Source organism: Alicyclobacillus dauci (assembly GCF_026651605.1).
GTDB classification, from domain to species: domain Bacteria; phylum Bacillota; class Bacilli; order Alicyclobacillales; family Alicyclobacillaceae; genus Alicyclobacillus; species Alicyclobacillus dauci.
This window is the reverse complement of record NZ_CP104064.1, coordinates 3736373-3763219: the sequence shown is the minus strand read 5'-3', so window position 1 is coordinate 3763219 and position 26847 is coordinate 3736373. Positions and strand designations below refer to the sequence as shown.

Sequence of the window (26847 nt, the reverse complement as noted above, 5' to 3'; positions counted from 1 at the left end):
TTACTTTGAAGCATGCTACTTGGTCGGGCTTCCTGTGTCTTCACACTGAGCAGGCCTCCATTCGACTCATTCGATCCCTCGGCTGCGCATGGGTTCAGGCGCGGTACCATCTAGCGGTGTCGTGTTGACAATGCGCCATGATCCAGCAAAACGCATCTCTTGGCGTTGATTTTGGTCACAGAACAGAGAGGGGAGTTTGAATGACGGATTTCGCTGTGGAATTTCGACAGGTGACAAAGCGGTACGGGAGTAGCACTGCCGTGAAAAAATTGGACTTAGGGCTTACGAGTGGCCGGATGACGACACTCATCGGTCCATCGGGGTGCGGCAAGACCACGACGTTGAAAATGATCAACCGTTTGATTGAACCGAGTACTGGAACCATCCTTGTGGAAGGTAGAGACACAAACGAGGTGGACTCCGTGGAGCTTCGTCGGAACATCGGTTATGTCATTCAACAAATTGGGCTCTTTCCGCACATGACAATCGAGGAGAACATCGCACTAGTTCCTCGACTCCGTCGTGGACGGACACGGGACTTTGTGCGACGCACGGAAGAGTTGCTCGATCTCGTCGGGCTCGATCCAGCCCAGTTTCGCCACCGCTACCCGAATGAGCTGAGTGGCGGACAGCAACAGCGAATTGGTGTTGCACGCGCACTCGCGGCAGAACCGTCCATCATCTTGATGGATGAACCGTTCAGTGCCTTGGACCCCATTAGCCGCGAACAGTTGCAGGACGAATTGGTTAAATTGCAGGACTCACTTCACAAGACAATCATCTTTGTCACGCACGACATGGACGAAGCCCTCAAGATCGCGGATGAGATTGTGCTCATGAAAGACGGGGAAGTGGTGCAACACGGCACACCCGAGGATTTATTGCGCCACCCTCACAACGATTTCGTCCGCGAATTTGTGGGCGTGAAGCGATTTGAGCAGGCACCATTCATGCAACAGGTTAAGGATGTCATGAACCCGGCCGTCACGGTGCTGCCAAAACAGGGTCTGGCGCAAGCCGTGCACTTGATGCGCAGACGTAAAGTGAACGGCCTCATCGTAACGGATCAATCCGGAAAGTATCTGGGTGTTGTCGGGGCACCGGAAATCTATGAACACTATGGAAATGAACAGGCTAAAGTCGTAGACGTCATGTCTAGGACGGTTCCAAGTGTGACCGAAGAAGATACGGTGTCGTCCGTCTTGTCGACATTACACGAAAGCGATCGCGGCTTTCTCCCTGTCGTTCGCCCAGACGGGCGCTTGGCTGGCGCAGTTACGCGGGCAAGCGTGATCGATGCGTTGTCGAAGCCGTACCGGAACGATGACGATGACGTCACACCGACGGTCGACGCGACAAGCGTTGAACAGGGAACGAGTGAGGAGGTCGCAGCGGAATGAATACTTTCTTTCAGACAATGGTGAACGAAGCACCCGAAATTTTTAACAAAGTCGGTCAGCATATCTATCTTTCCATCATTGCTATCGCGTTGGCGTGCATCATTTCCATTCCCCTCGGGATTTACTTGACGCGCCACCCGAAACTCGCCACACCGGTGATCGTCGTCGTCTCCATCATCCAGACTATCCCAAGCCTGGCTTTGCTCGGGTTTATGATTCCCTTGTTTGGCATCGGCACACTGCCAGCGCTCATTGCGCTGTTGTTGTACGCGCTATTGCCGATTGTTCGAAACACCTATACCGGGATACTTGAAGTGGACAAATCACTCTTGGAAGCCGGGAAGGGCATGGGCATGACGAGACAACAGGTCCTGTGGATGGTTGAGTTGCCGCTGTCGCGCAGTGTTATTATGGCTGGCGTTCGCACATCTACCGTCCAGACGATTGGTGTAGCCACTCTGGCGACATTTATCGGTGCTGGTGGTTTAGGTGACCTGATCATTCGTGGTATCGACATGATCGACACGCAATTGATTTTAGCCGGGGCCATACCGGCGGCTCTACTCGCTATCCTCTTTGATTTTCTGCTGCTTTGGCTAGACAGGGTGTTTACACCCAAAGGAATGCGCAGTTCAGGTCAAGTTGACGGGACCGTGACGCAGCAGAAATAAACGCCGTATCCTCCCAACTGTGGGAAGTCGGCAAGGAGGTTTAGCTCGTGAGTAAGTGGCGACGTTTGTTTCAGAAGTGGAGGGTAAAGCGCTTTTCACATCTTGCGATGGTTGCATTTTTGGGTATCACGGTCAGTGCGGCAAGTCTCGGTGCAACAGGTTGCGGGACGAACGATAACACCATCGTCATTGCCGGGAAGAACTTTCCCGAACAAGACATTATGGCAGACGTAATGAAATTGTTAATTGAGCATGACACGAATTTGCACGTGAAAATGTACACGTGGCTCGACAGCAGTGTCACGTGGAATGCCATGAAGCAGGGGAAAATCGACGCCTATGTGGAGTACACCGGAACGGGACTGGTGAATGTTCTACATGAGCCTCCTCAATCGGATCCGCAAAAAGTGTACAATCTCGTGAAGAAACAGTTCGAGCAAAAATACCACGTGACCTGGTTGAACCCGATTGGATTTAACAACACGTACGCCATGGTCATGACGCAGAGCGAAGCGTCTAAGCTTGGCATTCACACAATTTCGCAGATGGCCGCTAAATCTGACCAGTTCAGGCTTGGCGCGGAACAGGAATTTGTCACGCGACAGGATACACTGAAGGCCTTGCAGCGTGTCTATCACGTCAACTTCAAAGATGTGAAGACAATGGATATTGGGCTGAAGTATGTCGCGCTCGCAAATGGTCAAGTGGATGTCGCAGACGGTTACTCAACGGACGGGGACATTCCTCATTTGCACTTGGTCGTGCTCCAGGATGATAAACATGTGTTTCCACCGTATTACGCCTGTCCCGTCATTCGGGATAGTGTGCTCAAGGCTCACCCTGAGCTGAAGACAGTGTTGAACAAATTGTCGGGGAAAATCAGCGACGCAGAGATGCAGAAATTGAATGAACAGGTCGTGATCGAGCATAAACCAGCCATGGAGGTTGCAAAGGCTTGGTTGCAACAACAGGGCTTAATTTCATGACGCCTGATGGGCGTTTAGCCTTACAGAGGCCAACCACCTAGACATACATTAACCTCGAAACAACGTATTAACAGGAGGGGTTAATGTGTACGGGACATTTGGAGCATACACGCATTGGGCTGTTGTATTCCTGATCATCTTCGTTCTGTTCTTCCTATTGGTTCCTGCTTACGGAGCTGCAACGACATCCTGCACCACGACTCCAGTTTATTAATCGACGGGCTTAACAGTGGGTGCAAACTTGTACCCACTGTTGAGTACTTGTCGCATGATCAGCCTCAGGATCCATTCTTAACCGACTGCTTTAACGGGACAGTCGGTTATTTGCGTTTAATCATCCGATCCGACCGCTATGATCCTCGGACTTGGATAATATGTGTCTGTCCCAACGTATTTCTTTTGGTTTCCTCTGTCGGTCTTGATCTCCAACCAAGTGGACACTTTTCCGCCATCTTGACCAGGAGCTACCACAGTCTCATCGTCATCGTCATCGTCGTGGGCGGTATGCTTGCGGATGGTTTTGTGTGTGTAATATGCGAGCACTTTGTGATGGACAGAGACGACTTTTGGTGGTTGTGCACCCCACAATGCGACTGTGAGAAGTCGCTCTTTTGGATACGCCTGTGCCGTGATCAGAATGGGAGACGAATGATTGTTTTTGAACCGAAAGTCCATCCCTGACGACATGGAAACCGTTGCGTCCTCACCGGCCGGAAGATATGGAACAAGGAGGGAATGATTGTGTCGCTCGACGATAGGTAACCCTGTACGGAGCAACGCCGAATAAAGTGTACTGGCTCCCTGGCAAACCCCGCCACCCATTGAAGGTACAATCCGATCACCCGAAAAGGCTCGTCCCCAGTGATAGCCGTTCTGCTGAGTATACGGACCGAGACGCCTGTTATAAGAAAATACTTCCCCCGGCCGAACGACGATACCATTCAAGCGTTGTGCCACGAGTTGAATATTTTTTTGCTGAGACGGGCTTGCATGATAATAGTTTGTCGTCCGCTGAGCCAGTAGGTATTTGAGGTTTCTATTTATGGCAATCGCACGTCCCGGAGGAGGGGGATCTGTGGGTAAGTACAATGACACCGGAAATGTTCTTTCAGTTTGTCCGGCTGAGTGCGAAGACATAGCAGCAAGGGATGACTGTTTCGCTACCGGTTGTTGGAGTGAGATAGGGCTTGTATTGATGACGGTATGCAGGCTTAACGCGAGTACAAGTGAAAGCACAGCCATCCTCCTAAGAGATGATGCCGTTATGTTGGGTAGAAAATCCAGTTGGTATGCACGGAATAAGAAGTGGCTTCAGTGGAATTCCCATGTTCATAGGACAGACGGTGTGTGCAGGTCGTAGAAAAGTCCATACCATACCAACATCAATAAGAGGACAGTTAAAGTGGGGGGATGGATATCATGGAGAGTCAAATGGCATGTCAATCCTAGAACGTCAAGTCATTCACTCGTAGCTACAAAAGCTGTCACACGAGGGGCAGGAAACGTATGCAGACTTGGACTGTAATACTGACGGTTGCATCCTTCATTATGACGGTTGTATTAATTCTGTGGAGACCTCGGGGACTCAACGAAGCAATTCCCGCGATTTGTGGAGCGGCACTGACGGTGTTGAGCGGTTCGGTTTCCCTGGAAGACTTGAGGACGATTGGAGCCGATGTGGGTGGCGCCACAGTCACTATCTTGTCAACGATTGCAATGGCTATTGTTCTTGAAAGCTTTGGTGTCTTTCAATTTGCTGCGAATTTTTTAGCTAGACTATCAAAAAACTCTGGCGTTCGTTTGTTTTGGTACATCAATTTGATGAGTCTACTGATGACAATGTTTTTTAACAATGATGGCGGGATCATCATTGCGACGCCAATTTTGCTGATTCTTCTCAACAAACTAGGACTGAAGCCGCATCAGCAAATCCCGTATTTAATCAGTGGTGCGTTGATTGACACTGCGGCGAGTGCCCCCATTGGCGTGAGCAACATTGTCAACCTAATTTCTTTGAAAATTATCGGTATGAATTTGATCACATTTTCTTCGATGATGTTCGTTCCGGCAATGACCGGTCTTGGCGTACTTTCACTACTAAATTACTTGGTATTGAAGAAGGAGTTACCCCGCGATCTCGCTGCAAACCGCGCAGTTCAGGGGCCACGGCCACACCTGCAGCACAGGAGCGTATGGCCACCGCGTCGGGCATTTCCCACCCTGGAGCGACATACGCAAAAGGAGATTGAATTCGACGTTCCATCCAAAGCAAAGGTGCGGTTCATTAGAAATGTGCTGCTATATGTATTAGCAGTACGTGTGGGGCTATTTCTCGGCGCCTACTTTGGGATACCGGTATCGGTCACCGCCGTTCTTGGTGCAGCCATACTACTCGTATGGCGTTGGCTGAAGATGCGCACTTCACCAATAGATGTGATAAAGAAGACACCATGGCACATTTTAGTCTTCGCATTTGGTATGTATGTCGTGGTCTACGGGATGCATAAGATCGGATTAACTACATGGTTGATGCGTGAGATCGAGCCACTGGTTACAGGAAGCGGGCTTCATGCTGTTGCAACAACGGCAATTCTCGTGACAATCATGTCCAACATCTTTAATAACCATCCCGCGTTAATGATCGGAACGTTGACACTGACGAACATGCATCTCGATCCAATGACGCTTAAGGTTGCGTATCTCGGGAATGTCATCGGAAGTGACATCGGATCGCTTATTATGCCAATCGGGCTGCTGGCTACGCTGATCTGGATGTATATACTGAAACAACACCACGTTCATATCAGTTGGGGGCGATATATTCGGCTCACGGCGATTGTCATTCCAGTAACTGTTCTTGTGACAATACTCTTAGTCTATGGTTGGGTGCACCTTATATATTAAAAGAATTTCATGTGCCACCTGAGGAGGGGGACTTATGAGTTGTTTGCAGGAGTTCACTGGACGATATGTGGACGTCACGTTGTCTGGAAATAAATGTATAACTGGGTATTTGGTTGGAATCGGTCTCGACATTCTCGTGATCAATCAATACGGAAACTTCTATTACACGCCACTTGTCCACGTCCAAAACGTATCACTTGGCACATTTTCGGAAGGAATTGTGGAAACACCGCCCACGCAGGAACATCCATTTTGTGTGAATGACGAAAGTATCTCATTTCGCAAGGCTTTGCTGAACGCGCGAGGACATTTCGTAGAAATTTATGTGTCCGGGAATACGACGATTCACGGGTACCTTACCAGTATCATGAATGATTATTTTGTATTCCACTCACCAGTGTATAAGACCATTTTTGTCACGTTGAGTCATCTTAAATGGCTCATTCCGTATCGCGACGACGTCACCCCCTATGCACTTGATACGGACTCGATTCCCCACCGCTCGGTGCCCGGTTCTCTTCCAAGAACATTTAAGGAACAGTGCAAAAAACTATGCGGCAAACTGGTCATCTTCGACATGGGCGATCATCCAAACAAGATTGGCCAATTAAAATCTGTTGATTCCGACAGCAGTATGGCCGAGCTTGTCACAGCGAACGGAACAAAATACTTATTAAACATGGACCATTTGAAAACTGTTTACCTGCCGTAGCCGCGTTGCCTCGGAGGAGCATTCAACACGAAAATTAATATAAAAATATTCCAATGACGTTTAAGTCCGAACATTCTGTGTTATTGTTGTTTTATATACATAATTCGGTGAAGGCAGGCCTCGGCTTCCACCTTTGTCAAAACTAGCGCGTCAACAATGCCGGAGGGGTACTTTGTGGTGTACGAAGAGCCTTATTACGTGACGGAGTCGAAAAACAGAGCGCAGGTAGCAGGTATTGACTTATCAGCAATTCCAGTATTGAGAACTAGACGGTCTGAACACGAATTAGCGCAACGACAAAGAGATTATGCTGAGGTCTTGTCCGTTGGACAGTATTTTGCCGCGAAATTGTTCCATCAGATGAGAGGCATCCCGTTTATGGTCGCCATCACTGATGAAGTTGGATTGGTGCTTCAGGTTTTCGGCGATGCGGCTATTCAAAGGACGATGGATGAGCTGGGAATCGGTCTGGGGATGCAGTTCACTGAGGAAGACTTCGGACCCAATGCAGTCAACATTGCCCTCTTAGAACGCACGCCTGTGAGGTTAATCGGCAGAGATCACTATCAAGAGCATCTTCACGATCTCGCCTGCTACTCCGTCCCCCTGAAAAATTACATGGATGGAACGGTGATAGGCACCGTCAGTATTATGACAGCCGCACAGTTATCTCATCCGACCTATTTAACGATTTTAATTATGACTGTCGACGCGATTGAACGAGAGCTCGTACTGAGAAAGCGCAACGCGGAACTAGATGTACTGAACCAGGTCATCCTCAATAAATCACCATGCGGGGTCATTATCACTGACACCCGTGGGCAAGTTTCCATGGTGAATTCGTTTGTCGAGAAAATGACGGGCATCAGTCGGAACAGTATGCTCAACCAACCTACAAAAGATATGCCTGTAGTCGGTTCTTATATGGATACCGTCATAAAACGAGGTGAGGTCTATCACAACGTTGAGCTAGATTTTCAAAACCCCCTGACACATTATCACCACGTATGTCTGTTTGATGCATTGCCCATTCGTGACAAAGACAACCACGTAATCGGTGCGTACGGTCAGTTGCGTGACATTACTGAACGTAAATGTCAAACACTCCAACTCCAGCACGCCAACATATTGTTGCGAGAGTCATTTGATCATTTGCAGGAAGGCGAGAATCAGTTACGGACGCTCATTAACGCACTCCCAAGTCTGATCGTTCTAAAGGATCGAAGGGGACGATGGTTAGAAGCGAATGATACAGCGTTAAACTTCTTTGGAATTACAGCAGAGGGTTATAAAGGAAAGACAAACGAACAATTATCCCGTGATAGTGTGGTTTCAGGCGAATTTTGGGAAGTCGTTCAGAAGACAGACGAAGAAACTTGGCGGTCAGCGTCCACGAATCGATTTGAAAATAGTTATGTAAGACCCGACGGTACAACATTGACATTTGAAGTGACTAAGGGACCGATATTTGATTCCATTGGCGAGCTAAATGGCACCGTCGTCGTTGCCCGAGATATAACAGAGCGACGGCAGACGGAAGAGATGCTCAGGAGAACAGAAAAATTGGCTATCGTTGGTCAATTAGCAGCTGGCGTAACGCACGAAATCCGCAATCCTTTAACCGCTTTAAAGGGATTTTTAAAGCTCATATCCACATCTGACAATCCCCAGAAGTTTATTGACATCATGGAAAACGAGTTGAATCGAATCGAGGCTGTGACCAACGAGATGTTACTCCTTGCTAAACCCAGGGCAAGGAATTTTAGGATGATCGACATGAAACAGCGGCTGATTGAAGTCATTCAACTGCTCAGTACAGAAGCGATTATGAGAAGCGTGGAGATCGTTTTTAGTGCAGATAACAATGTTCACTCGGTTGAGTGTGACGCAAGTGACATGGAACAATTGTTTATCAATGTTGTAAGAAACGCGATCGACGCGACACCTGACAGTGGCAAGATTGTCATTGAATCCACCCAGCAGGAAGACGAAATTGTCGTTCGAGTCCGCGACAGCGGAATTGGCATTCCCGGAGACGTAGTGAAGAGGCTGGGTACCCCATTTTACACGACAAAGGAACATGGAACGGGTCTCGGACTCATGATATGTCAAAAGATCATCGCTCAGCATGGTGGACGACTCGCGATTGACAGCGAAGTGGGGCAAGGAACGACGGTGACCATCGCTTTACCGTGCAGGCAATCCGTTGAAGGGAGTGCCTGACCTGACTTGTGCCAGTTTAGTCTTAGTGAAACCGGTCAGTTTAGACGAAGTTCTATCAGATAATCCGCTGCCACTTTATTCGCCCTTACCTGCACGTCTTTCGAACTCGAATTCCACGCTGGCGTCAGGTGTTAGTACTAAACGCGCTTCGAAATCTTTACCTGCCTTGCTTTTAAACTTCAATCGCTTCGTTCGCTTTTTCGTGAGAAGCTCCTTCACCTGTGTTTGCGTCACCTTATGGCCGGAAATGCGCTTCCAGACAGTGAATTTGCAACCCTGTGTTTTCCAGTTCACGCATCCGTACGATTTTTTCGTCTCAATGACGGCTCCGCCGCACAAGGGGCATGTACCGACAGCCTCACGAGAGATTGACTGACCCTCAAGGATCATGTCCACTTGCGTTTGATTAATCGTTGCAACGACCGTCCGTGTGAACTCCGTGATTTCACTGATAAATTGACCTGCATCATCGTTGCCGGACTCGATTTGAGCCAGACGGTGCTCCCAGTCGCCTGTCAGTTCCGGGGATTTGAGTGCGTCGATGTGAATCGCCTCAATTAAGGCACGTCCTTTGTTGGTTGCTACGAGGTGTTTCTTATTCACTTCAACGTAGCCGTCGCGTTTAATTTTTTCGATGATGGACGCCCGAGTGGCAGGGGTGCCCAACCCGCGGTCCTTGAGCGCTTCAGCTAACGTTTCATCGTCCACCTGTCTTCCAGCATGTTCCATGGCAGATAAGAGGGACGCCTCCGTAAAGTGCGATGGCGGCTTCGTCTGTTTTGACAAGACGACAGCGTCTCTTGCGGTCACCTTATCTCCCTCTTCGACCATGGGTAACGTTGCTTGCGTATCCTCATCGTCGACTTTCTTGTCGGTAGAATCGGGGGTGTCCGTTCCAAAAACCGACTTCCAGCCACTTTTCACGAGAACTCGTCCACTCGTCTTAAACAACTCGCCCCCCATGGTTGTTTTTATTGTCGTCGATGCCCACTCTGCGGGCACCAGTAAAGCTGCAAGGGTTTGCTTGGTCACCAACTCGTAAATCTTCCGCTCGTCTGGTCTCAGTGTGGTAGAAACAGTTGTTTCCGTCGGTATAATCGCGTGATGATCACTCACTTTTGCACCGTTAACGACTCTTTTTGTTGGGCGGATGACATGAGGAATCAGGTCAGTTAACTCGGGGAACATCTTGCCCGCTGCGCTCAGTCGCTTGCGTAAAGTCGGGACGATGTCGTCGGAGACGTAGCGGCTGTCCGTCCTCGGATACGTGAGCACTTTGTGTGTTTCGTAGAGAGATTGCGCCAACTTTAGCGTTTGGTCTGCCGTAAATCCAAATTTCTGGTTAGCGGTACGCTGGAGCGACGTTAAATCAAAAAGCTGAGGTGGCTGTTCCGGCACAGTCTTTTGTGTGAGCTTGGTGATGCACGCTGATTGTCCTTTAACTTTCCCAAGTATTCGGTCAGCACTTTCCTTGTTGTTAAAACGCGTCTGCTTATCCCCATCAAACCATTTGCCTTTGTACTCACCGTTCACATGCGTAAAAATAACTTCCAACTCAAAGTATGGTTCCGGCTTAAATTGTTCAATTTGACAATCTCGATGAACGATCATCGCCAGTGTCGGCGTCTGGACTCGGCCAATGGTGAGCAGCGTTCCTGCGTGCGTGGTCATGGCCCGTGTAGCATTGATGCCCACCAGCCAATCTGCCTGTGCGCGAGCAAAACCGGCAAAGTAGAGATTTCTGTAATCTATATTGTTCTTCAAGCCATTCAACGCCTCGCGAATGGCACCCTCCGTCAGAGAAGACAACCAGAGGCGCTTGGCTTTGCCCTTGTATCCAGCCGAAAGGGCAATCAGCTCATAAATGAGTTGTCCCTCGCGCCCTGCATCTGTCGCGACTATGACTTCTTTTGCTCGTTTTAAGAGCGACGCAACAACGTTGTACTGTTCTTTGCTTGATTCAACTACTTTTAGCCGAAATGGTTTCGGCACAATAGGTAGATCCTCAGCGCTCCACTTCTTGTATTTTCTATCGTAGTCGTGTGCGTCAGCCAGTGTGACGAGGTGGCCAACAGCCCAAGTGATGGTGTATTCTCGGGCTTCAATGTACCCACTGTGCCGTCTCACTCCGCCTATCACTCCGGCGATGTCGCGCGCGACAGAAGGTTTCTCTGCAATAATGAGCTTGATAGTCGATCACTCCGTTCTGGACGGATTCGAAGTCCGCGCAGTTGTTCCGATTGTGCAATCGTGCCAGATCACACGCGGCAAGTCCAGAATCATTTTGGAGATAAATTGTACTTCAAATCCATGAGAACGGTTCTTGCAATCCTTATTTATGAGGAAATCCTTCACTTCGCTTTGTCTCATGTGAGAATTTATCTGACTAGATTGAAATTTTATACTATTAACGAGGACACAACAGGGTGGAGTGAAGTGAATGATTGACATCGAACTACTTGGCGTCGTGGGTGCGGGGAGTATGGGTGCTGGTATCGCACACCTAGCGGCCCAAAATGGATTTCACGTGGTTCTCGTAGATACCGTGCCTCAAGCTTTGGAAAGTGCGTCTACGCGGATACGATCGCTCATGGAAAAGTCAATTGCAAAGGGCAAAATTACAGCACAAGACATGGATGAGGTTCTCTCTCGAATCAAATTGACTTCTGATCTCAGGCAATTATCGGAAGTGGATTTTGTCGTGGAGGCCATTATTGAGGATTCGGAGACGAAGCAGGCGTTGTTCCGTCAATTGGACACTATTTGCAGGGCAGACGTGATTTTAACGACCAACACGTCTTCTATATCTATCACGAGTATTGCGTCAGCCACTAGTCGTGCCGGCCGTGTAGTCGGGATGCATTTCTTTAATCCACCGCAAGTGATGCGACTGGTTGAAGTTGTACGAGGTTACGAGACAAGTGATGAAACTGTGTTAGTTACGAAAACTGTTGCCGAGCGGATGAGGAAAACGACAGTTGAAGTCAAGCGAGATACGCCTGGATTTATCGTCAACCGCATTATGATTCCCCAGTTTATTGAAGCCATCCGGTTGGTTGAGGAGGGCGTCGCGAGTAAAGAGGATATTGATACCGCGGTAAAACTTGGGCTGAACTACCCCATGGGTCCCTTCGAGTTGCAGGACTTTGCTGGCGTTGAAATCGGGTTGCACGTCATGGACGTGTTCTACAACGAGCTGAAGGACTCAAGGTTTGCGGCACCGCAGTCATTGCGTACATTGATTCGCGCTGGACGGGTTGGTCGAAAGGTTAAGAAGGGCTGGTATGACTATGACGGAGGCGAACGTCATGAGTGATGTTGTGAGTTACTTTGTTGATGGTGTCTGTGCGCGAATTCACATTGAAAACCCGCCAGTTAACGCTTTAAACCTGGAGGCGTTTGCGGCATTGGACAGTTATTTGTGTGAGGCAGAAAGGGACGACGAGGTTTGCGTCATTCTTATCACTGCGGCAGGGACGAAGGCCTTTGTAGCAGGTATCGATATCAAACAAGTTCTCACCTTTGAGGACGACGAAATGGGTCACTTTAACGGTGTGTCTGGCCGGGCACTTCGGCGGATCGAGTCATGCTCTAAACCTGTGGTATGTGCTGTAAACGGATTAGCCTATGGGGCTGGGTTTGAACTTGCCTTGGCATGTGATTTTCGATTAGCCGCTCAGAATGCCGTTTTTGCGCTTCCCGAGTTGACGTTGGGAATTATCCCGGGCGGTGGCGGTACCCAGCGTCTGACGCGTTTGATCGGGGAAGCGCGAAGCAAGGAAATCACCATGTTGGGACGCTCGCTTAGTGCCGATGAAGCAAAGACCGTTGGTTTGGTCTGTGACGTTGTTGGCGCTGAAGAACTACAGAACAAAGCTCAGGAACTGGTCAATCATTTAGCAAAGCGGCCGGCCGTTGCATTGGCACAGGCAAAGCGGGTCATTCACCTTGCCCTGGATGTACCGCTTGAATCAGGGCTTACTGAAGAAAATCAAGCGTTTATGACCGCCTTTTCGAGTGTGGACGGACGGGAAGGTGTACGTGCGTTCTCGGAGCGGAGAAAACCCGTATTTGTTGGGAAATAACGCAATGGTGAGGGAGATGAATCAATGGCAACGGAATTTTTCCTTGCAGGCGGTGCTCGGACACCGTTTGGAAAGTTCAACGGAGCTTTCAAAGATGTTTCGGCCGTTGATTTGGCCGTAGCGGCCTCTAAAGCGGCACTGGAAAAGTCGGACATTGCTGCCTGGGACATTGACAATGTCGTCGTGGGAAACGTACATCAGTCCAGTGACCCCGAAGGGATTTTGACAGCTCGGCACGTTGGCCTTAAGGCGGGAACACGAATTGACTGTCCGGCTATCACCATCAACCGCGTTTGTGGATCCGGCATGCAGGCTGTTGTTACGGCTGCATTGTCAATCGCCTACGGAGACTCTGAAGTTTCTCTGGTCGGTGGGACAGAAAATATGAGCCAAGTTCCGTTTGTCATCCGTGGAGCCCGAACCGGGCTAGGTTTAGGTGCCGGCAAAATGGAGGACGCCCTGTGGGAAGCCTTAATGGACTCGTTTTGTGGTTTCACGATGGCCGGAACAGCTGAAAATGTGGGGAAGAAGTATGGCTTGAAACGAGAAGAGGTTGATGACTTTGGGGCATTGAGTCATATGAGAGCTCTTCGCGCCATGGAATCGGGTATTTTCAAAGCTGAAATTGTGCCCGTCCAAGTGTCAAATAGCAAGGGAACGTCAGTAACAGATACTGACGAGATCCCACGACCGACAACTTCACAAACTCTTTCTCGCTTGCCGGCCAGGTTCATTGAAAATGGGCTGGTTACAGCGGGAAACGCCAGCGGCCTGAGCGACGGAGCAGCAATGGGTATTTTGGTGTCAGGAAATTATGCAGAGCGACATCATATTAAGCCAATTGGACGGTTGGTTTCGTGGGGAATTTCTGGAGTTGAACCGAGCCTCATGGGCTTGGGGCCTGTGGAAGCTATCCGCTCGGCACTGAAACGTGCGGATATGACCTTAGGGCAAATGGACCTGATTGAGATTAATGAAGCTTTTTCTGCTCAACTTCTCGGTTGTCAGAAAGAATTAGGATTTGATATCGACACGGCAAATGTCAATGGTGGAGCCATTGCGCTTGGACACCCGCTGGGAGCGAGTGGAATGCGATTGATCCTGACGATGCTGGCGGAGCTCAACAGACGTGGAAAGAAATACGGGGTAGCATCACTTTGTATTGGAGGGGGCCAAGGAATTGCTACCGTCTGGGAGGCTATTTGAGGATACGGATAAGCCCAATGAGGACATTATGGGCAGCACACTATTCAATTTGTTAGCAGAAGCACAGGAGAAATATCCGGATAAGGCGGCTATCGCGCAAGTGGAGCGTAAAGTTCGATTGACGTATAGGGAACTTTACGAACGGGTGATCAGGTTTGCTGAAGGTTGTACGAAACTCGGATTACAAAAGGGCGATAAAATTATTGCCTGTTTGCCGAATTGGCCAGAGTACGTCATTACATTATATGCCGCTGCAAGGGCAGGTTTTGTGCTTGTGCCAGTCAATCCTCGGTTCAAGCGTAATGAAATCGAATTCATCCTTCGGAGTTCAGGAGCCCGAGCAGCGATCACGGCGGTGGAAACGGACTTTGCGCGGTACCAAGTATTTCAAGACTGTCAGAAGGGTATTCCCAGTCTCGAGCACATCATATGTGTTTCACCTATGGGTTTGGTAGATCACAATCTGCTGTCCTTCGAGGATGTTATAGTTCTGGGGATGCATGCTGACCCTGAGGAAGCCTGTAACACCTCGTCGAGTGACGTGGCCGCCATCGTTTACACATCCGGAACGACAGGAATTCCGAAGGGAGCAATTCTCTCCCATAAGAGCTTGTTGTTTTCGAGCAGCGCCATGAACGTTGCTCTGGAGAACAGCGAAAGAGATGTCGTGTTAGTCGTTGTCCCAGTCTGCCATATATTTGGCTTGTCGCTCTGTATTATGTCGGTTGCAACCAAGTCTACGTTTGTGCTAATGGAACGATTTTCGCCAGAGACTGTGTTTGAGGTCGTCGAACGTGAAAAGGTGACTGTTCACCATGGCGTTTCTACTATGTTTGTTCTCGAACTCAACCATCCGAACCGTTCAAAATACGACTTGTCATCGCTGAGAACAGGTATTGTGGCGGCAACACCGTGCCCTTACGAAATAGTTGAGCGCATTCGCTCCGAATTGGGCTTGAACCCCATTTTGTCCTATGGTATGACGGAAACTTCTCCATCACTCACGGCGTCTCATTTTGAAAACGAGGCCTGGGTTTACACCACAGTCGGCCGAGTTCTGTCGGGGGTCAGTCTACGAGTGGTCGATGAATGGGGGAATATGCTACCGAATGGTGAAGTGGGTGAACTGCTGTGTAAAACCCCTGGACTGATGATGGGTTATTACGAAAATGAAGAAGCGACTCGTAGGGCAATCGATCAGAATGGATGGTTCCACACTGGTGACCTAGCAAGGCTAAACGACGATGGCTACGTGACGATTGTTGGGCGAATAAAGGAAATGATCAGTCGCGGGGGATTAAAGATTTACCCCAAAGAAGTCGAGGAGCTCATTTATCAACATCCTGCCGTTCAGGAGGCAGCCGTTGTGGGAATTCCTGATCCAGTGTTGGGTGAGCGATCCTGTGCGTGTATCACCCTGAAAGCTGGTAGGTCACTTACGCCGAATGAAATTCGCTTGTTGTGCCAAGAACACTTGGCGGATTATAAAGTTCCAGATGTGATTGAAATTATGGACGTGCTTCCCTTAAGTGGAAGTGGAAAGATCTATAAAATGGAATTGGCGAAGATTATGCGAGAAAAGTATCCACCTGTCTATCACGCAAAGTGAAACGTCAGATAACGTGACCCTCTGGTAGCAAGATCTGAATGTCATTTTTAATGACGGGGGCAGTTGCGGATATGAATTTCACGTTGCGTCTAAGCCGTGATTGGCGGTTAGAATTTCATGAATGAATATGGACAAATGAAGTTCAAACCGCACCTGTGAAGACTCCAAAGGCGACAGAATGATAGATTCAATCCGCTTTAACCGGTACTGCAGGGACGTACGGTGAATGAAGAGCGCGGCAGACGTATCCGATAGATTACCGTTTTGCTCTAGGTAGACTTTGAGCGTTTTAAACATTTCTGTCTGGTGTTCTTCGTCGTATGTAATTAGTTTTGCTAGTTTGTCTGAAATGAACTCTTGTACGGCGGTTAATTTTGCTAAGGGTGAAAGCAACAAGTGCAATCGGATGTCCGCCGCGCTTGCGAAGTCTTTGTCCGGAGCCACCAAAGTCGCAAGCCGTGCGGCCATCAACGCCTCCTGATAAGCCTGGTTAAAGAGTTCCGGTGATTGAACAGGATGACTTATGCCAAACGTGACCCGATGGGGACCGCTCGGCACAGTCATGGATGAAGAACGCTCCGCCGGTAGATTAAATTCACATTGTATGGACCTTATCCAGTGAATCAGCCCCGACAACTCGTTACGGTTCGTCAGGGAGTGTGGGAGGACTAAGACCAACGTGTCCTGTCTTCGTGCGATCAGAATTTGTGGGAAATCCACCGCCAACCTAGTTCGAACGTATTCAACGATAGTATTCAAGTTTCTATGTGGGAGAGATTCCTGCTCCCCGAATTGAAACTGCCCCACGAGTAGACTTTGCTCCGCTCTAACGTCCCAACCAAGCATAGCTGCTTGATCCGAATCAGACTGGCTCCAGGAACCTGGCTGATCCAGCAGTTGATTGAGCAACTCCTGGAATCCGTTGCCCCGTTTCTCGATGTGTAGCCCTCGTTTGTAAAAATGAATAGCCAGAACCATCGTGGCTTGCTGTGTGGCGATCACGTCGAGATCGTCCAGTTTTGACTCATCCTCCTTCACGATAAAGTAGCCCAAAGGGACATCACCCATCTGTATTGGTGCCACTACGAAACTGCTCCCGGCCAGATTGCTTGATCTCACGGGAAAGGGATGGTTATTCATGTTTAACTTTGTTTGAGCCATCCACTGCCGAAGGCGCGTCAGCAGGAATCCCCAATTGGCATTGACGGGAAATGTGCTTAGCGTTCCGAAAAAGCGGTCCAGTACGGCCACAGGGTGCCCAATCATCTGTGAAAGTGTTTGGGTGAGTGTCGTGAGGCTCTCACTTTCAAAGAGTGAATTGGTTAATTGGCGGTGATTGGACAAGAGTCTCTGCATACGTCGCTCCTGCTCATATAAATTCGCCAATGCGGGATTTTCGGTTCCGTGTAATGGTGCCTTCAGCTGTCGTTTGACAGGTAAAAACCGAATGAGCGATTGTGCTACATCGTTAGCAAAGTTCCATAGCATTTCCCGTACGTCGCTGACGAGGTACTCGTATCTAAAATATCCAACGGCTATCACACCGATGACGGTTGGTCCAACGCGTAGGGGTAGTGAAAACCAAGTCGAAAACCCAGCCTGTTGCATTTCCCTGTAGAATGCGCAGGCTGTGTCAAGTGGTTCGGATGTATCCGTCGGCCAACGAAAGGGTCCAGTAAGGATGTTTTGAGAGCATTGACTCAGGTCAAGTGACGAGAGGGAAGTCTCACTCTGACGTTGTGCGAGCACGTTTGGCTTCATCACACCCTGGTCCTCGTCTACAAGATAGACAAGAGAGACGTCACTGTGAAATGTGTTGCATATCGTCTGCAGTAGAACTGTGATGGTTTCCTCCTGCGTTTTTGTCCGTGCAATGTCGTCAACCACATTTTTGAGATTGTGATTCAGCCTATCGCGCCCTCTGCGACGGGGAGACATTTCAGATTCTTCTTTAAATACCAACGAGATTCAACCTCCATAACACATACGCAGACTATGAACAATCATCATTATAGAGGAATTATAGCACCTGTATTTCATTATTGTTCGAATTTACCTGAGTAAATAGAAAATTTAGAGTAAAGGCAGGTTGATGAACCGAAGATAGCTGGCAAGACCTAAATTAATGGGAACGAGGATGGGTGACAATGGCTACGGTTGTTACAAAGGATCGCGTTGCGTTCGCTGACACGGATGCGTCTGGGCGGATTCATTTTATGTTAGCTATGCGGTATTTCGAGATCGGTGAACGCGAGGCATTGCGGGTACTTGGGATTAAAGCGGGTGATCCTTCTCGAGGTGGTTATGAGATTCCGAGGGTTCATATTGAGTGTAATTACCACCATGCACTGTACTATGATGACGAGATCGACATTCACGCTACCTGTTCAGTTATTAAGACTTCATCGTTGACTTGGGACATCAAAGTATATTGTCGCGAAGAACTCTGTATCAGCGGAAACATGGTGACTGTACTTCTAGACCCCGAAACGCACGAATCGATGAAAGTGCCGGAGGACTGGCGCGAAAAGCTGCTTGCATAGGTACGTACTGAAAAAGTTATGTTTCGTGACTTTTGATAGCGCTTACATCGTGAATTGAAAATGGATGATTAGGAGGGTAGCAACATGACCGATTCCACGCCACTCAGGTTTCGACGGTACGAAAACTTTATCGTTATCGCTATGTTCTTTACGTATGGGTTTGTCATGATGGATCGACTGAGTATTACATTCTTATTTCCCTTTATGGCACCAGAGTTGAAGCTGACGAATACGGAAATTGGATTATCCGTTTCAATACTTTCCATCTGCTGGGCCATTTCCAGCTGGGTTTTCTCCAGCCTGTCAGACCTTATGAATGCGAAAAAGAAGTTTCTGACCTTCATTATTCTTGTCTTTTCGCTTGCCTCATTTTCCACCGGGTTGGCGGCGACATTTGGTGTTCTCATGCTAGCTCGGGGTCTCATGGGTGCAGCAGAGGGGCCTGTCGTCACTTTGGCACAAGCAGCCGTCATCGCTGACTCGTCGCAAAGAAGACGCGGATTTAATATGGGCTTTGTACAAAGTTCCACCGCACTTCTCGGAAGTGTCGTGGCACCCCTTGCTGTCGTTGCTATCGCCGAGTCGCTCAACTGGCGATATTCGTTTTATCTGTTGGCCCTGCCAGGCGTCATAATCGCGTTGATTTTAATGAGATATATGAAAGAACCTGTGATGATAGGTAGTGCGGTCGATCATGTTCACGTCAAACCAAAGTTGTCTGACTATAAGCAGGCATTTGCACACCGGAACATTTGGCTTGGAATGATTATCTCTGTCGGATTTATGGGCTGGTTGTTCGCCTTTACGACGTTCGCGCCAACATTTCTCGTCGAGGTGGATAAGATTAGTCCGGGAAAAGTGTCACTGGTTATGAGTGCAATGGGACTGGGCAGCTTCATTTGGGGTCTCGTGTTACCGTACCTGTCGGATCGACTGGGCCGTAAGCCTATCATGATCACGTTTGGACTTCTGGCATCCCTGGCACCGATTGTCCTTGCAGAGGTTCACGCCACTGCGGGTGTTCTAGCGGTTCTCGCCTTCTTCCTTGCCGTTGCGCAAGGGTACGCACCAGTGTTTATGGCAATCATCCCCGCGGAATCCGTGCCGCGAGCGTTTGTTGCAACTGCCATGTCACTGATCGTACTGGTTGGAGAATTGTTTGGAGGCACCCTCGTCCCCACGATTGCGGGCTCCCTAGCTGATCACGTCAGCCCCGTCGCTCCCTTGTGGATGGCCGCGGCTGGCTCGTTCCTTGTGTTTCTCGTATCGTTTGGGCTTAAAGAGACATCTCCCATGAAATTGCAGAGAACAGCAGCTAAGAATGGATTGGAGGATGTTCTACCGACAGGTTAACTGGACGTCACGTTGAATTCGATGCCGCGGGTGACTTTCGCCGAAATGGAAAGTCACCAGCGGATCGACAAGCGCTATTAGTGGATCTGCAACCCAATTTTTCCGAAATTCTCTGTTTCCTGAAGTCTCTCCAAAGCGACTTTCGCCTCTGATAGCGGATACGATCGATCCAATACTGGACGAATCTCATGCTCTGCGATAAACCGCAACATCGCGTCAAACTCTTCACGACTTCCCATGGTCGAACCTCTTAAATCGAATTGTCCGTAAAAGAAGGAGCGGAGATCGAACGGAATCTCATCTCCGGCTGTTGCACCGAACGTAACCAGGGTTCCGCCCGGTTTCAGAGATGCGAGGCACTTGTCAAACGTTGCGGCACCAACACTGTCAATAACCAAGTCGACCTTGTCGCCACCAAGCTGCTCTTGCCAGTCTTGCGTTGAATCGATAGCGAGATCCGCACCTAGCTTCGTTGCGAACTGCCGCTTTTCCGCACTGCGCGAGGTGACCACCACCCGCGCCCCGACCGCTTTCGTGAATTGTACCAGGTATGTGGCAACACCGCCTCCTACGCCCGGAATCAACACTGTCTGGTCGGATTGAACCTGCCCTCTGGTGAACAGAGCCCGGTATGCTGTAAGGGCAGCAAGCGGCAAGACGCCAGCTTCTTCCCATGTGAGGTACTTGGGTTTTCGTGCCACGTGATTCGCTTCTATCACAATAAACTCAGCAAATGTTCCATGTGTCGGAGAACCGAGAATTTCGTAGTCGGCCGGTGGAGCGGGTGTATTGGTAATCCACTTTAAGGTGGGGTGAATGATGACCTCGTCACCAACTTCGAAGTCGCGCACGCCTTCACCCAATGTTTCAACGATCCCGGCTCCATCCGAACCGATGATCATGGGGGCGTCTCCGATTTTTGTTTGGGAAATCACGCGCAAATCGCGACGATTTAGCCCGGCGGTTTGCAACTGAATTCGCACTTGGCCAGCACCAGGTGTCGGCGTTGGTATATCTGTGTAATGGACGCCGCTTCGTCCCTGTTCTGCCTTGCTCACTATCGCCTTCACGTCGTATTCCCTCCTATTTTGCACTTATATAAAGTTCTCCCCTAAAATTTTAAGTTAACGCGAGCAAAAATGTAAGTTTGTAGATAAGGTTTTCCGCAAGATTCGTAGAATTAGTATAGGTGGAGGTAATTACATTCGATGAGAGCACAATATTGGACATATCAAGCAATGTGGGACGAACTGAATCGGCTACAACGCGAGCATCCGAATTTGATCAGCGTAGAGGTCATCGGACATAGTCGAGAAGGGCGCGACATCGCGGGGGTCACTTTGACGAGCCGCTCCACTGGGGCACCAGAGCGCAAGTCTGCCGTTTTCGTAGATGCCAATATTCATGCCGGGGAAGTGTCCAGCAATTCAGTGGCCATGTTCTGGATACACTGGTGTATTGAGAACTACGGACAGGACAGAGAGGCAACCGAACTCCTGGATCAGCATACGGTGTATGTCGTGCCGCGCATTTCTCTCGACGGTGCGGAACTGTATCTCACAACGCCAGCCCGCTTCCGATCCAGCCCGCACACGTATCCCTACTCAGAACCACCAGAGGGATTCGTTGCCGAAGACGTGAACGGGGACGGCTATATCCTTCAGATGCGTGTACAGGCAGAAGACGGAGGTTTTGTCATCGATGATGTGGACCCTCGGGTGATGAGACCCCGTCGTCCAGGTGAAATCGGAGGGCAGTACTATCATGTCTTTCCGGAAGGACGTATTGATCACCTGTCGAAAACGGGCGCGCTCCCGGCCTTTGCGATGGCGCAGGATGCGCGCCGTTCCACGATGGACTACAACCGCAACTTTCCAATCCGCTGGGCCGGCGAGAGCGGGCAACCGGGCGCGGGACCTTATCCTCTCTCGGAGCCGGAACTTCGCGCATTAGCCGAGTTTATTCATGCCCACCCAAACATCGCTGCATATGCGGCCCTACACACCAGTGGGGGCGTCATCCTGCGGCAGCCTTCGACTGGAGACGATACGGTTCTTTCGGAGACGGATCGAGATTTGTTTACACGTGTGGCCGACATGGGGGCACAGGTGAGCGGATATTTCGCTGGCTCCAATTACAACAAGTTCGCCACTGGTCACGAGAAGGTACTTATGCCAGGCGCTGCCGACGATTGGATGTATGATCATTTTGGCGTAATGGGATTCACCGTCGAGATTTGGAACCTCAATAAGCGGGCGGGGGCGCACGGCTATGGCGAGCACGGCATGCGCCGGATGATGGCATTGACGCCCGAGGAGCTGACCGAGGACCAACGGAAGATCTTTGCTTGGGTTGAGAAGGAAGTGCCTGATCATGGCGTGTTTGAATGGACAGCTTTTGAACACCCGGATTTCGGCAAAGTGGAAATCGGCGGTCTAAACCCGAAATTTGTCATCCAGAATCCACCCATTCATTTCCTGGAGGAAGAATGCACGAACGTGAGTGCATTTTTAACCAAACTGGGGCTTTCCACGCCAAAGCTCATGATTCCTACTGTGCAAGTCACGGAGGAAGGTGTCGGGGTCTTTCGTTTGGTTGCGGAGGTTTCCAATGCTGGATTTCTTCCCACATCCAGCACGGAGAAGGGCAAGGAGTTGCTGCTTGAGGGTGTCCGGGCGATGATCGAAGGGCAGATTGAGGTGATTGCTGGGATGTCACCAGTCCCTCTCGGTCACTTGGATGGTTACGGGAGTCAGAGCACGTTTGCACCGCCGAAAAGCCAGCGCGGGTACGCGGAGTGGGTCGTGAAAGGGGAGCCTGGAACAAACGTGAAGATTGTTTTCGAAGGACCTCGATCCGGCCGAGTAGAGAAGACGGTACTTTTAACCACACCGTGAGTCCGTGTTTGGTGTACGTCCGGGACGCCAACACGTGGTACACTTGGATGGTTAGATATTGATATTTAAATACAGGAGTGGCATCAGTGCCGATAGCATATACGAAGGAACAAGGAACACACGAAGAACGACGTACATTCGCAATCATTTCGCACCCGGACGCCGGTAAGACGACTTTGACTGAGAAACTATTGCTATTTGGCGGCGCCATTCGCGAGGCTGGCGCCGTCAAAGGCAAAAAGGCAAGGCGTCATGCGACGTCTGACTGGATGGAGATCGAGAAGCAGAGAGGAATCTCGGTGACATCCACCGTTTTGCAGTTTGGCTACCGCAACAGGCGCATCAACATTCTCGATACGCCAGGCCACGAGGATTTCAGTGAAGACACATACCGTACGCTGACGGCGGCCGACAGTGCTGTCATGCTCATCGATGCGGCCAAAGGCGTGGAGCCTCAGACTATCAAACTGTTTGAAGTCTGTCGGATGCGCGGCATCCCTATCTTTACGTTCATCAACAAACTCGACAGGCAAGGCAAGGAGCCGCTCGCTCTGCTCGAAGAGCTGGAGGACGTGCTCGGCATCCGCTCCTGCCCGATGAACTGGCCCATCGGCATGGGACAGGACTTTCGCGGCATCTACAACCGTCGAGATACTCGGTTCGAGCGCTACACGAGCCGTGGTGAGGAGACGTCGAACATCCAGGCCGATGACATCGACAGTCCCGTCCTGCGGGATGCGCTTGGTCCCGAGCTACACGATCAACTGAAGGACGAAGTGATGCTGCTAGACATTGCTGGCGACCCGTTCGATCCCGAGCTCATCGCACAAGGCAAACTCACACCCGTCTTTTTTGGCAGCGCCATCGCCAACTTCGGTGTGGAGACGTTCCTTAACGAATTTATCGATCTGGCCCCGGCCCCCGGCGTACGCCAAACGGACCAGGGCCCCGTTGCGCCCGCGGACAAATCGTTTTCCGGGTTTGTTTTCAAAATCCAGGCCAACATGAATCCGGCTCACCGTGACAGGGTCGCCTTCATTCGCATCTGCTCTGGCAAATTCGAACGAGGGATAAGCGTCAACCACGTTCGCACGGGCAAAAAGGTCAATTTGGCCCAACCCCAACAGTTTTTCGGTCAGGGGCGCGAGATTATCGAAGAAGCCTATCCGGGCGACATCATCGGCATTTTCGATCCCGGCGTATTCCGCATCGGCGACACCATTTGCGAATCGGGATCGTTTCACTTCGAAAAGTTGCCGATGTTCTCACCGGAGCACTTTGCTCGGGTCAGCGTCAAGAACACACTGAAGTACAAACAATTCCACAAGGGCATCGAGCAGTTGTCCGAGGAAGGAGCCATCCAGGTCTTCCGCCAAGCGAACCGAACCGAAGATTTGGTTCTCGGTGCCGTCGGCCAACTGCAGTTCGAGGTTTTTGAGCACCGAATGAAGTCCGAATACGGGGCTGAGGTGGAGCTTATCAACCTGCCGTACTCGTTCGCCCGGTGGATCGAAACAACCCAGGACGTCGAGAAACTCAGTTACGATAGGTATTCCAACATCATTGTCAAAGACAAGGATGAGCGAGTGGTCATGCTGTTCCCGAACGAGTTCTCCATTCGTTGGTTGATCGACAAGAACCCAGGTGTCGTTCTGCATTCCACTTCGTTTGACATGTAAGGATGTGGGGGACTTGCTTGAGCGGCGGTCGGGTGATCGCCGCAATAGCGGGCTCCCGTTATCCGAGCTTCGCCCCACTGCTTCCCACGGTCCCGCCCCTCGACCCATCAAACACTTCACCAATAATGCCTTACCTATTTTACCGACACATCGTCGGTATAATCCTCTTAGGTACCGACAATGTGTCGGTATGAATGGCTAAGGGGTGTTTCAAAATGCCGTTGGTGCACATAAATGGGACACACATCTTTTATACGGACAATGGTGAAGGAAACCCAATCGTATTTATTCATGGGCTGGGTGCCTCAAATCAAATGTTTGAACCACAAGTGGAGACTTTCTCTAGACAGTGGCGAGTGATATGCCCGGACGTGCGGGGAAACGGTCGATCGGGAAGGCTGACTGGTCCAATTGGCAGCGTGCTGGATCGACAATGTGATGATGTGAAACTGTTACTGGATGAGTTGGAAATTGAACGGGCTGTACTAGCCGGGACATCATATGGTTCACGATTTTCTTGGTGAACTTGGATGGTGAGACAAGCATGACACGTGTACGAAAAAATCCACTTGAACGCAGGAGGGAAATTCTCAACTGCGCCTTGAAATTGTTTGAGACAGAGGGGTACCGAAATGTAAGTATGGAAGATATCGGCCGGAAATCTGGAATTGCTCGAACCACTATGTATGAGTACTTTTCAAACAAGGACCAAGTGTTGTTTGCTCTTGTGGAGGAAATTGCTGAAGCGTTACACTCGGGTCCCGGTGCAGGCGATACATGTCTGGAACGACTCGAGAAGTTGGCGGCGATTTACTTACGTAAAATTGCGACCAACCAAAGTCTATATCTACTGCTGTTTCAGGAATCGCCTGCACTGTCTGATGAGCTCTCTACGAAGCTGCTGACATGGCGACGTGAACAATTTTTGCAAGTGGTCGGAATTGCGGAAGATGCGTTTAAATCAGGAGAACTGCGCTCAGAAATCAAGGTGGAAGACGTTGGCTTTCTCTTTCAAGCGGTTGTGGGACAGCGGGCAGGTGAGTTGCTGATGACGCGCCAACAAGTCAATCCAGATGAAGAGGCTCACCGTCTCGTTCAACTTTTGTGGTGGGGAGTGGGAAGTGTACTACCTGGAGGACCGAGAGATCCCGTGAGAATTCCCGGTTCATGACGCGATTTATAGACGGGGGCTGTCCTAATGGGCAGCCCCCTAAGGCAGTTGTTCGCGTAGCGTGAACCCGTGTCCGTGATGGGCCTATTCGAGGTTGGCATGTCTTGCAAACATTGTTTGTGTCGTTTCGTTTCTTTGTTCCATAAGTCCCAAGACAAGGGAATCATATAGGATCAGCAGGCTCTGTTCGAACAGAGAGCCCATCGGCTGGATGGTCGTCGATCCGTCACCGGTCTCCTGCTTGGCCTGAGCGTGTATGTGAATGACCACGTCCGACAGTCGGCCAATGCTTGACGTAGAAGCCGTCGTGACCAGGGCAACAGAACCGCGTAGGCTTTTGGCCTTTTCGGCCATGGCCACAAGACTTTTCGTTTCCCCAGAACCGGAACCAACAATGAGCAAATCACCTTCGGAAAACTGTGGCGTGACTGACTCGCCTACCACATAGGCGTGTATACCGAGATGCATCAGACGCATGGCGAACGCTTTTGCCATGAGACCTGACCGTCCAGCGCCAGCCACAAAGACCTTTTGCGCGCTGATAATTTTAGCGGTGAGATCCGTTAGTTCCTCGTCCGAAATCGTCTGCATCGTGCGTGTCAGTTCCAGAACAACTGCGCTTGCATAGTCTTTCATCTGCATATCTTGCGTCATCCCTGTTGGATGATATTTCGCATTTCGCGTGCGACGGATTGCTTGTCCGATTCGCCGGTGATACCGCCACCGACAATGACAATATCAGGTTCTGCTTTGACAACTTCAGGCAGTGTGTTTAACTTGATACCGCCGGCAACGGCTGTTTTCGCGTTTTTGACAACACCTTTGATTGTGCGCAGGTCGTCGAATGAATTTTGCCCAACTGCTTGAAGATCATAACCTGTGTGAACGCAGATATAGTCAACGCCGAGTGCATCCACTTGTTTAGCTCGGGTTTCCAAGTCCTTGACACCGATCATGTCCACAAGGATCTTTTTGTTCCGCTTCCTGGCCTCTTCGACAGCGCCTCGAATCGTTTCGTCTTCTGAGACACCGAGTATCGTGATGATATCTGCACCCGCTTCAGATGCTCTCATCACTTCGTACCCGCCAGCATCCATCACTTTCAAGTCGGCCAAGACTTCTAGTGACGGGAATGCATCTTTCATGGCTTTGACAGCGTGAAGCCCTTCGTCGATCACGATAGGCGTCCCGATTTCGACAATGTCGATATAGTCCTGGACCTCTTTGACGAGATCGATTCCCTCTGGAATGTTGACGAGATCGAGCGCTAATTGAAGTTTCATAAATCCATCCACTCCCAGAATTGTTTTAAAGTCGCGGCGTCGATGAGACACGGCCCTGTGTACTGCATCGACTAATATGCTCCACAGGGGCTTATGATATACTCAATAGGCCTGAGTGTGTAGTA

Annotated in this window: 23 protein-coding genes; 17 read left to right on the top strand and 6 right to left on the bottom strand. The window is 50.0% G+C overall.

The window, feature by feature from the left end:
- Positions 1-200: 200 nt before the first annotated feature.
- From NZD86_RS18980 to NZD86_RS18965, 4 genes are all read left to right on the top strand, one after another.
- On the top strand, positions 201-1400 hold the full coding sequence (locus tag NZD86_RS18980; protein ID WP_268043621.1) for a betaine/proline/choline family ABC transporter ATP-binding protein: 1200 nt from the start codon (positions 201-203) through the stop codon (positions 1398-1400).
- Positions 1397-2071: an ABC transporter permease gene (locus tag NZD86_RS18975; protein WP_268043620.1), complete on the top strand. Its 675-nt coding sequence runs from the start codon at positions 1397-1399 to the stop codon at positions 2069-2071. Before NZD86_RS18980 ends, NZD86_RS18975 begins: the two co-directional genes overlap by 4 nt.
- A gap of 47 nt (positions 2072-2118) precedes the next feature.
- Complete coding sequence (locus NZD86_RS18970; protein WP_268043619.1) at positions 2119-3057, top strand: ABC transporter substrate-binding protein; 939 nt, start codon at positions 2119-2121, stop codon at positions 3055-3057.
- Between the two features lie 85 nt (positions 3058-3142).
- Positions 3143-3271 carry a hypothetical protein gene (locus tag NZD86_RS18965; RefSeq protein WP_268043618.1) on the top strand — a complete coding sequence of 43 codons (129 nt, stop codon included), beginning with the start codon at positions 3143-3145 and terminating at the stop codon, positions 3269-3271.
- Between the two features lie 116 nt (positions 3272-3387).
- On the opposite strand, the gene NZD86_RS18960 is transcribed toward NZD86_RS18965, so the two are convergent.
- The gene (locus tag NZD86_RS18960) at positions 3388-4293 is read right to left on the bottom strand and encodes a VanW family protein (protein WP_268043617.1); all 906 of its coding nucleotides are present in this window, start codon (positions 4291-4293) and stop codon (positions 3388-3390) included.
- 270 nt (positions 4294-4563) lie between these two features.
- Here NZD86_RS18960 and NZD86_RS18955 point away from each other — a divergent pair, with 270 nt between their 5' ends.
- From NZD86_RS18955 to NZD86_RS18945, 3 genes are all read left to right on the top strand, one after another.
- Positions 4564-5961: an arsenic transporter gene (locus NZD86_RS18955; RefSeq protein ID WP_268043616.1), complete on the top strand. Its 1398-nt coding sequence runs from the start codon at positions 4564-4566 to the stop codon at positions 5959-5961.
- Between the two features lie 34 nt (positions 5962-5995).
- Positions 5996-6673, top strand: coding sequence for a DUF2642 domain-containing protein (locus NZD86_RS18950; protein WP_268043615.1), 678 nt, complete (start codon positions 5996-5998; stop codon positions 6671-6673).
- A gap of 174 nt (positions 6674-6847) precedes the next feature.
- Positions 6848-8896 (top strand): ATP-binding protein, encoded by a 2049-nt coding sequence (locus NZD86_RS18945; RefSeq protein WP_268043614.1) that lies wholly within the window; start codon positions 6848-6850, stop codon positions 8894-8896.
- A 75-nt stretch (positions 8897-8971) separates the two neighbouring features.
- Here the strand turns inward: NZD86_RS18945 and NZD86_RS18940 are convergent, their stop codons facing one another.
- Positions 8972-11074, bottom strand: a complete 2103-nt coding sequence (locus NZD86_RS18940; protein WP_268046946.1) for a type IA DNA topoisomerase — start codon at positions 11072-11074, stop codon at positions 8972-8974.
- Positions 11075-11336: 262 nt separating this feature from the next.
- On the opposite strand from NZD86_RS18940, the gene NZD86_RS18935 reads away from it, so the two are divergent.
- The 4 genes from NZD86_RS18935 to NZD86_RS18920 are packed head-to-tail and all read left to right on the top strand — an operon-like array spanning position 11337 to position 15796.
- Complete coding sequence (locus NZD86_RS18935; RefSeq protein WP_268043613.1) at positions 11337-12212, top strand: 3-hydroxyacyl-CoA dehydrogenase family protein; 876 nt, start codon at positions 11337-11339, stop codon at positions 12210-12212.
- A complete protein-coding gene (locus NZD86_RS18930; protein ID WP_268043612.1) occupies positions 12205-12981 on the top strand; it encodes an enoyl-CoA hydratase/isomerase family protein in 777 nt (258 codons plus the stop codon). Before NZD86_RS18935 ends, NZD86_RS18930 begins: the two co-directional genes overlap by 8 nt.
- Positions 12982-13005: 24 nt before the next feature.
- Positions 13006-14187, top strand: a complete 1182-nt coding sequence (locus NZD86_RS18925; protein ID WP_268043611.1) for an acetyl-CoA C-acyltransferase — start codon at positions 13006-13008, stop codon at positions 14185-14187.
- Complete coding sequence (locus NZD86_RS18920; protein WP_268043610.1) at positions 14162-15796, top strand: class I adenylate-forming enzyme family protein; 1635 nt, start codon at positions 14162-14164, stop codon at positions 15794-15796. Before NZD86_RS18925 ends, NZD86_RS18920 begins: the two co-directional genes overlap by 26 nt.
- Before the next feature lie 78 nt (positions 15797-15874).
- Here NZD86_RS18920 and NZD86_RS18915 read toward each other — a convergent pair whose 3' ends face one another.
- Positions 15875-17758, bottom strand: coding sequence for a helix-turn-helix domain-containing protein (locus NZD86_RS18915; protein WP_268043609.1), 1884 nt, complete (start codon positions 17756-17758; stop codon positions 15875-15877).
- A 185-nt stretch (positions 17759-17943) separates the two neighbouring features.
- On the opposite strand from NZD86_RS18915, the gene NZD86_RS18910 reads away from it, so the two are divergent.
- Together NZD86_RS18910 and NZD86_RS18905 are read left to right on the top strand one after the other, a co-directional pair.
- Positions 17944-18339, top strand: a complete 396-nt coding sequence (locus NZD86_RS18910; protein WP_268043608.1) for an acyl-CoA thioesterase — start codon at positions 17944-17946, stop codon at positions 18337-18339.
- A gap of 84 nt (positions 18340-18423) precedes the next feature.
- Positions 18424-19692 carry an MFS transporter gene (locus NZD86_RS18905; RefSeq protein WP_268043607.1) on the top strand — a complete coding sequence of 423 codons (1269 nt, stop codon included), beginning with the start codon at positions 18424-18426 and terminating at the stop codon, positions 19690-19692.
- Between the two features lie 77 nt (positions 19693-19769).
- On the opposite strand, the gene NZD86_RS18900 is transcribed toward NZD86_RS18905, so the two are convergent.
- Positions 19770-20762, bottom strand: a complete 993-nt coding sequence (locus tag NZD86_RS18900; protein WP_268043606.1) for a quinone oxidoreductase family protein — start codon at positions 20760-20762, stop codon at positions 19770-19772.
- A 138-nt stretch (positions 20763-20900) separates the two neighbouring features.
- On the opposite strand from NZD86_RS18900, the gene NZD86_RS18895 reads away from it, so the two are divergent.
- From NZD86_RS18895 to NZD86_RS18880, 4 genes are all read left to right on the top strand, one after another.
- Entirely contained in the window at positions 20901-22589 is a 1689-nt protein-coding gene (locus tag NZD86_RS18895) for a M14 family metallopeptidase (protein WP_268043605.1), read from the top strand.
- An 86-nt stretch (positions 22590-22675) separates the two neighbouring features.
- Positions 22676-24268, top strand: a complete 1593-nt coding sequence (locus tag NZD86_RS18890; RefSeq protein ID WP_268043604.1) for a peptide chain release factor 3 — start codon at positions 22676-22678, stop codon at positions 24266-24268.
- Between the two features lie 215 nt (positions 24269-24483).
- On the top strand, positions 24484-24792 hold the full coding sequence (locus NZD86_RS18885; RefSeq protein ID WP_268043602.1) for an alpha/beta fold hydrolase: 309 nt from the start codon (positions 24484-24486) through the stop codon (positions 24790-24792).
- Positions 24793-24812: 20 nt separating this feature from the next.
- Positions 24813-25439, top strand: a complete 627-nt coding sequence (locus NZD86_RS18880; protein WP_268043601.1) for a TetR/AcrR family transcriptional regulator — start codon at positions 24813-24815, stop codon at positions 25437-25439.
- Between the two features lie 84 nt (positions 25440-25523).
- Here the strand turns inward: NZD86_RS18880 and hxlB are convergent, their stop codons facing one another.
- Both hxlB and hxlA read right to left on the bottom strand, forming a co-directional pair.
- Positions 25524-26081 carry a 6-phospho-3-hexuloisomerase gene (gene hxlB / locus NZD86_RS18875; RefSeq protein WP_268043600.1) on the bottom strand — a complete coding sequence of 186 codons (558 nt, stop codon included), beginning with the start codon at positions 26079-26081 and terminating at the stop codon, positions 25524-25526.
- A gap of 8 nt (positions 26082-26089) precedes the next feature.
- Positions 26090-26722, bottom strand: a complete 633-nt coding sequence (gene hxlA, locus NZD86_RS18870; RefSeq protein ID WP_268043598.1) for a 3-hexulose-6-phosphate synthase — start codon at positions 26720-26722, stop codon at positions 26090-26092.
- Positions 26723-26847: the final 125 nt, after the last annotated feature.